The following is a 5,235-nucleotide window of genomic DNA, read 5'->3' as shown; positions in this document are numbered from 1 at the left end:
ACCAGGGCTTGGCGGCCTTCGCCGAACCCCCGGAGGAAGCGGGCGTGGCGGAGGGCGCGGCGGGCTGGGCGGCAGCGGGACCGGCCGGATCCAGCGCGATGTACGGGGTCTCCCCCGGCACCGCGTAGTGCAGCCGGGCGCGGGCCTGCGCCTTGACGTACTCCGGGTCCTGCCAGCGGGCCTTGTCCCGGCGGAGCTGCTCGACCTGCTGGCGCGCGTGGTCGGCCTTCGCCCGCTGGGCGGAGATCTCGGCGCGCTGGGAGATGAACTGCCGCGTCGGGTAGGCGAGGATCGCCACCAGGGAGCAGAGCACCAGGACGAGGACGGTCGCCCGGCTCGTGAACCGGGGCCGGGCCGCCAAGCCCGGAATCCTCAAGCCTGCCATCTCCCGCATCCCCTCCTTGGTCGCGACGGTGCCCCGCCGTCCACCCTACGGGGTGAACGGCGGGGCACCGGTCAGGCTTGCGCTACCGGGGACCTTCGGCCCCGCGGTTTTCAGCCCTCGTACCTGCCGTGCTCGCTACTCCGCGGAGCGGAAGCGCGGGAAGGCGCTGCGGCCGGCGTACTCGGCGGCGTCGTCGAGGATCTCCTCGATGCGCAGCAGCTGGTTGTACTTGGCGACGCGCTCGGAGCGGGCCGGGGCACCGGTCTTGATCTGGCCGCAGTTGGTGGCGACGGCCAGGTCGGCGATGGTGACGTCCTCGGTCTCGCCGGAGCGGTGCGACATCATGCAGCGGTAGCCGTTGCGCTGGGCCAGCTCGACGGCGTCCAGGGTCTCGGTCAGCGAGCCGATCTGGTTCACCTTGACCAGCAGGGCGTTGGCGGTGCCGGTCTCGATGCCGCGGGCCAGGCGGGCCGGGTTGGTGACGAACAGGTCGTCGCCGACCAACTGGACCTTGTCGCCCAGCTTGACGGTCATGGCCTTCCAGCCGTCCCAGTCCGACTCGTCCAGCGGGTCCTCGATGGAGACCAGCGGGTAGGCGTCGACCAGCTCGGCGTAGTACTCGATGAGCTCGGCGGCGGAGAGGGCCTTGCCCTCGAACTGGTAGGCGCCGTCCTCGTAGAACTCGGAGGAGGCGACGTCCAGGGCCAGCGCGACGTCGCGGCCGGGCACGTAGCCGGCCTTCTCGATGGCCTCGACGATCAGGTCCAGGGCCTCGCGGTTGCTGTCCAGGTTCGGGGCGAAGCCGCCCTCGTCGCCGAGGCCGGTGGACAGGCCCCGCTCCTTCAGCACGCCCTTGAGGGTGTGGTAGACCTCGACGCCCCAGCGGACGGCCTCGGAGAAGGACTCCGCGCCGATCGGGGCGATCATGAACTCCTGGATGTCGACGTTGGAGTCCGCGTGCGAGCCACCGTTGAGGATGTTCATCATCGGGACCGGCAGGACGTGCGCGTTCGGGCCGCCCAGGTAGCGGAACAGCGGCAGGTCGCTGGCCTCGGAGGCGGCGTGCGCGACGGCCAGCGAGACGCCCAGGATGGCGTTGGCGCCGAGCGAGGACTTGTCCGGGGTGGCGTCCAGGTCCAGCATGGCCTGGTCGATCAGGCGCTGCTCGGTGGCGTCGTAGCCGACCAGCTCCGGGCCGATCTGCTCGATGACGGCCAGGACGGCCTTCTCCACACCCTTGCCGAAGTAGCGGTTCTTGTCACCGTCGCGCAGCTCCAGCGCCTCGAAGGCGCCGGTCGAGGCACCCGACGGGACGGCGGCGCGGCCGGTGCTTCCGTCGTCGAGGCCGACCTCGACCTCGACCGTGGGGTTGCCGCGCGAGTCGAGGATCTCACGGGCTACGACGACATCGATGGACGGCACGAGGCATCTCCTTGCGGAAGCAGGGGTCCGGCTGACGGTGGTGCTGTCGGCGGGACGATTGCGGAGTCGTTACGACCAGAGCCTAACCGCCCGGGCTCCCGGGGCCACGTCGGCCTCGGCTCCGTCTCAGCGTGTGGCCTCACTACCCACCGGTAGTTCACCTGCTTGTCCCACCTCGTCCCGCCGGGGAGGACGAATGCGGACGAAGGGGGCCGCCGGGAGCGACCCCCTTCCGATCCGTCAAGGAACGGCTCAGCCGAGGTGCAGGACCTGGCCGGGCATGATCAGGTTCGGGTTGCCGCCGACCGTGCCGCGGTTGCCGTCGTACAGCGCCTGCCAGCCGCCGGACACGCCCTGGGCGGCGGCGATGGTCGACAGGGTGTCACCGTCGCGGACGGTGTAGTCGTGGCCCGACTTCGGCGCGGCGGACGCGGCCGACGGGGCGGCCTGCGGCTGGGCGGCGGCCTGCGGGGCGTACTGCTGGTAGACGCTCTGGTGGCTGGTCCAGTACCAGGCGCCGTTGTTCTGGTACCAGTACACCTTCGCGTTGGCGTCCCAGCCGGCCTTGCCGGGGAAGCCCTGGGCCTGCTGCGGGGCGGCCAGCTGGACCGGCTGCTGGGCGGGCTTCGCGGCCGGCTTGGGGGCCTGCTGCTTGGGAGCGGCCTGCTTCGGGGCCTCCTGCTTCGGGGCCTGCTGCTGCGTGGGAGCCTGCTGCTTGGGGGCGGCCTGCTTCTGCGGCTTGGCGTCCGAGGAGGTGTCAACCACGGCCGGGGCACCGCCCTTGCTCAGCCCGGCCTTCTTGGAGCAGACCGGCCAGGCGCCCGGGCCCTGCGAGGCGAGCACCTTCTCGGCGACCGAGATCTGCTGCGACTTGCTGGCCTGGTTGGCCTGCGGCGCGTACGCGGTGCCGCCGTACGCCTTCCAGGTGCTGGAGGTGAACTGGAGGCCGCCGTAGTAGCCGTTTCCGGTGTTGATGCTCCAGTTGCCGCCGCTCTCGCACTGGGCGACGGCGTCCCAGGTGGAGGCCGGGGCGGCGGAGGCGCCGGTGGCGGTGAGGAGCGGCATCGCGAGTCCGACGCCGGCCACACCGGCGACGGCGATGGCCTTCTCGGCCTGGGTGCGACGACGGTGACGGCCAGTTCCAACGAACAGCATGAAGAGGTCCCTCTCCGCACGCCTGCGAGGTGAGCTGTCGGGTTCGGACCGGGAGGTGGCCCGGCCGCCGTGCGCGGAGACGACTCCGTTCGGGCGGCTTCACCCCAAGCCGTGGGGAAACGGCAACAAACCTGGGTCCCCCGCCCCTGCCCAGGGTTCTGGTCGGTTTCCCGTGGCGCGGCGGGCAGGATTCGGCGTTCCGCGCACGAGGTCCGCAGCTGCGAACTCCAGGGAGACTAGACAGATCTTCAGATGAATCACAAGCTCATATCGCCGACATCACACATAAATTACGGCACGTGTTCGATCGCCTACCAACGGCGGTGGTTTGTCCGGTTTGATGGGTGTTCACACCGGCCGCAGGGGTGCGCAAGCGACGTCACGTCAGCGTGTCGCACCCTCCGGAACGGCGTGCGGGGACCGGCTCTCAGGGCTGAATTCGACCGGCAGTTCACGCAGCCCACGCATGATCAGACCGCCCCGCCAGCGCAGGTCATCCGGGTTCCCCGCGAGCCGCAGATCGGGCAGTCGGGTGAGCAGGGTGGCCAGCGCGCTGCGCCCCTCCAGCCGGGCCAGCGGGGCACCGATGCAGTAGTGGATGCCGTGCCCGAAACCCAGGTGGGGGTTGTCGGTCCGGGCCAGGTCGAGGGTGTTCTCCTCACTGAACCGGGCCGGGTCGCGGTCCGCCGCCGCCAGCACCACCAGCACCGGATCGCCGACCGGGATCTCCACCCCGCCGATGCTCAGCGGCCGGGTCGCGAACCGCCAGGTCGCCATCTCCACCGGCCCGTCGTAGCGCAGGAGTTCCTCGATCCCGGTCTCCAGCAGCGCGGTCTCGCCGCGCACCACGGACTCCTGCAGCAGCCGGCGCTGCTCCGGGTTGCGCAGCAGCGCGTAGGTGCCGTTGCCGATCAGGTTGACCGTCGTCTCGAACCCGGCGAAGAGGAGGATGAAGGCCATCGCGGCGGCCTCGTTCTCCGTGAGGTGCTCACCGTGGTCGCTCGCCCGGATCAGACCGGAGATCAGGTCGTCGCCGAGGTCCGCCCGCTTGCGGTGGATCAGCTCCAGCAGGTACGCCCGCATCCGCTTCACCGCCCGCCCCACGCCGCCGCGTTGGCCGCCTCCATGTCGGATCATCATCCCGGCCCAGTCGCGGAAGTCGTCCTGGTCCTCGGCCGGCACGCCCAGCAGGTCGCAGATCGCGTAGATGGGGAGCGGGAAGGCGAACTCGTGGATCAGGTCCGCCGAGCCGCGCTGCGCGAACCCGTCGATCAGCCGGTCGGTCAGCTGCTGCACCCGGGGCTCGAACTCGGCCACCCGGCGCGGGGTGAACGCCTTCGACACCAGGCGGCGCAACCGGGTGTGGTCCGGCGGGTCGATGTTCAGCAGGTGCGTCATCAGGTCCGCCTGCCGCTCCCCCGGGATGCCCACCCGGCCGGTGCGGTGCGCCTGTTCGCTGTGGTGCGCCGGGTTCTTCGACAGCCGGGAGTCCGCGAGCGCCTGCCGGGCGTCCGCGTACCTGGTCACCAGCCAGGCCTCCACCCCGCTCGGCAGCGTGGTGCGGTGCACCGGGGCGTGCTCGCGCAGCCAGGCGTAGGCGGGGTACGGATCGGCCGCGAACTCCCAGGTGAAGAGCTGCGGACCGGGCTGCGGGGCGGACCGCGGATCGGGCTGGACGGCGTCGGGCTGAGCTGGCATGGGTCGACCGTATCCGGTGGGTCGGCGCGGCCCGTCCATCAACGGTCGGCGAACGCTTCGTGAGCGGCTCCGCAACACTCCGTGGACGGCTCATGGACGGTCCGTGGACAGCTCTTTGAGCGCTCTTGGCCGGGTGGCGGGCGTGAGCCTGGTCACCTGAGGGGTAATCCCTGTTGCGGAGGGTCAGGACGTGCCTACGATCCTCCGCAGTACGCGTGGGCGCCGGTGCGGTGCCGCCCACAGGGAGGAGCAGGCCATGCGGGTCAGCGGAGCAGTCGTCGTCATCGCGGTACTCGACGGCGGTTCGGGAGCCGGCCTCGCCCGCCGGTTCACCGCGGCGGGTGCCGCCGGGATGCTGATCGCCGACCAGAACGTCGGTGTCGCCGAGGACCTCGCCGCCGAACTCGACCGGCCCGGCTGCCCCGTCGTCGGCGTCGCCGGCGACATCCGCCGGCCCAGCGACGTCGCCGCCCTGGTCGACACCGCCGAGAAGCACCTCGGGCCGATCGACTTCTTCTGCGTCGCCGGCCCGGAGGGCGAGCGGATCGTCTCCCTCGCCGACCTGCCCGCCCACC

The 5,235-nt window shown here is 71.3% G+C and carries 5 protein-coding genes and 1 riboswitch; of the genes, 1 reads left to right on the top strand and 4 read right to left on the bottom strand.

Translation table 11 applies throughout. From position 1 onward, the window contains the following. From J0670_RS29375 to J0670_RS29355, 4 genes are all read right to left on the bottom strand, one after another. Positions 1-361, bottom strand: a 361-nt coding sequence (locus tag J0670_RS29375; protein ID WP_243437694.1) for a septum formation initiator family protein, incomplete at its 3' end; no start/stop codon positions are given. A 159-nt stretch (positions 362-520) separates the two neighbouring features. After that, positions 521-1,807 (bottom strand): phosphopyruvate hydratase, encoded by a 1,287-nt coding sequence (gene eno / locus J0670_RS29370; RefSeq protein WP_207814725.1) that lies wholly within the window; start codon positions 1,805-1,807, stop codon positions 521-523. Between the two features lie 252 nt (positions 1,808-2,059). After that, a complete protein-coding gene (locus J0670_RS40060) occupies positions 2,060-2,962 on the bottom strand; it encodes a transglycosylase family protein (RefSeq protein ID WP_279383093.1) in 903 nt (300 codons plus the stop codon). Between the two features lie 5 nt (positions 2,963-2,967). Further along, positions 2,968-3,136, bottom strand: a riboswitch (cyclic di-AMP (ydaO/yuaA leader). 210 nt (positions 3,137-3,346) lie between these two features. Continuing rightward, the gene (locus J0670_RS29355; RefSeq protein ID WP_207814724.1) at positions 3,347-4,660 is read right to left on the bottom strand and encodes a cytochrome P450; all 1,314 of its coding nucleotides are present in this window, start codon (positions 4,658-4,660) and stop codon (positions 3,347-3,349) included. 256 nt (positions 4,661-4,916) lie between these two features. Between J0670_RS29355 and J0670_RS29350 the strand changes: the two genes are divergently transcribed. Next, positions 4,917-5,235 (top strand): SDR family NAD(P)-dependent oxidoreductase (locus J0670_RS29350; RefSeq protein WP_207814723.1); only part of this gene is annotated, 319 nt, incomplete at its 3' end.

This window comes from Streptomyces sp. FH025, assembly GCF_017427025.1.
In the GTDB taxonomy this organism is placed as follows: domain Bacteria; phylum Actinomycetota; class Actinomycetes; order Streptomycetales; family Streptomycetaceae; genus Kitasatospora.
The sequence above is the reverse complement of the archived record's forward strand: the minus strand, read 5'-3'. Positions and strand labels throughout refer to the sequence as shown.

What these genes read in the sequence shown, in the direction of transcription:
- J0670_RS40060 (WP_279383093.1), bottom strand. Translation starts at nt 2,962, where the DNA reads ATGCTGTTCGTTGGAACTGGCCGTCACCGTCGTCGCACCCAGGCCGAG.
- J0670_RS29355 (WP_207814724.1), bottom strand. Translation starts at nt 4,660, where the DNA reads ATGCCAGCTCAGCCCGACGCCGTCCAGCCCGATCCGCGGTCCGCCCCG.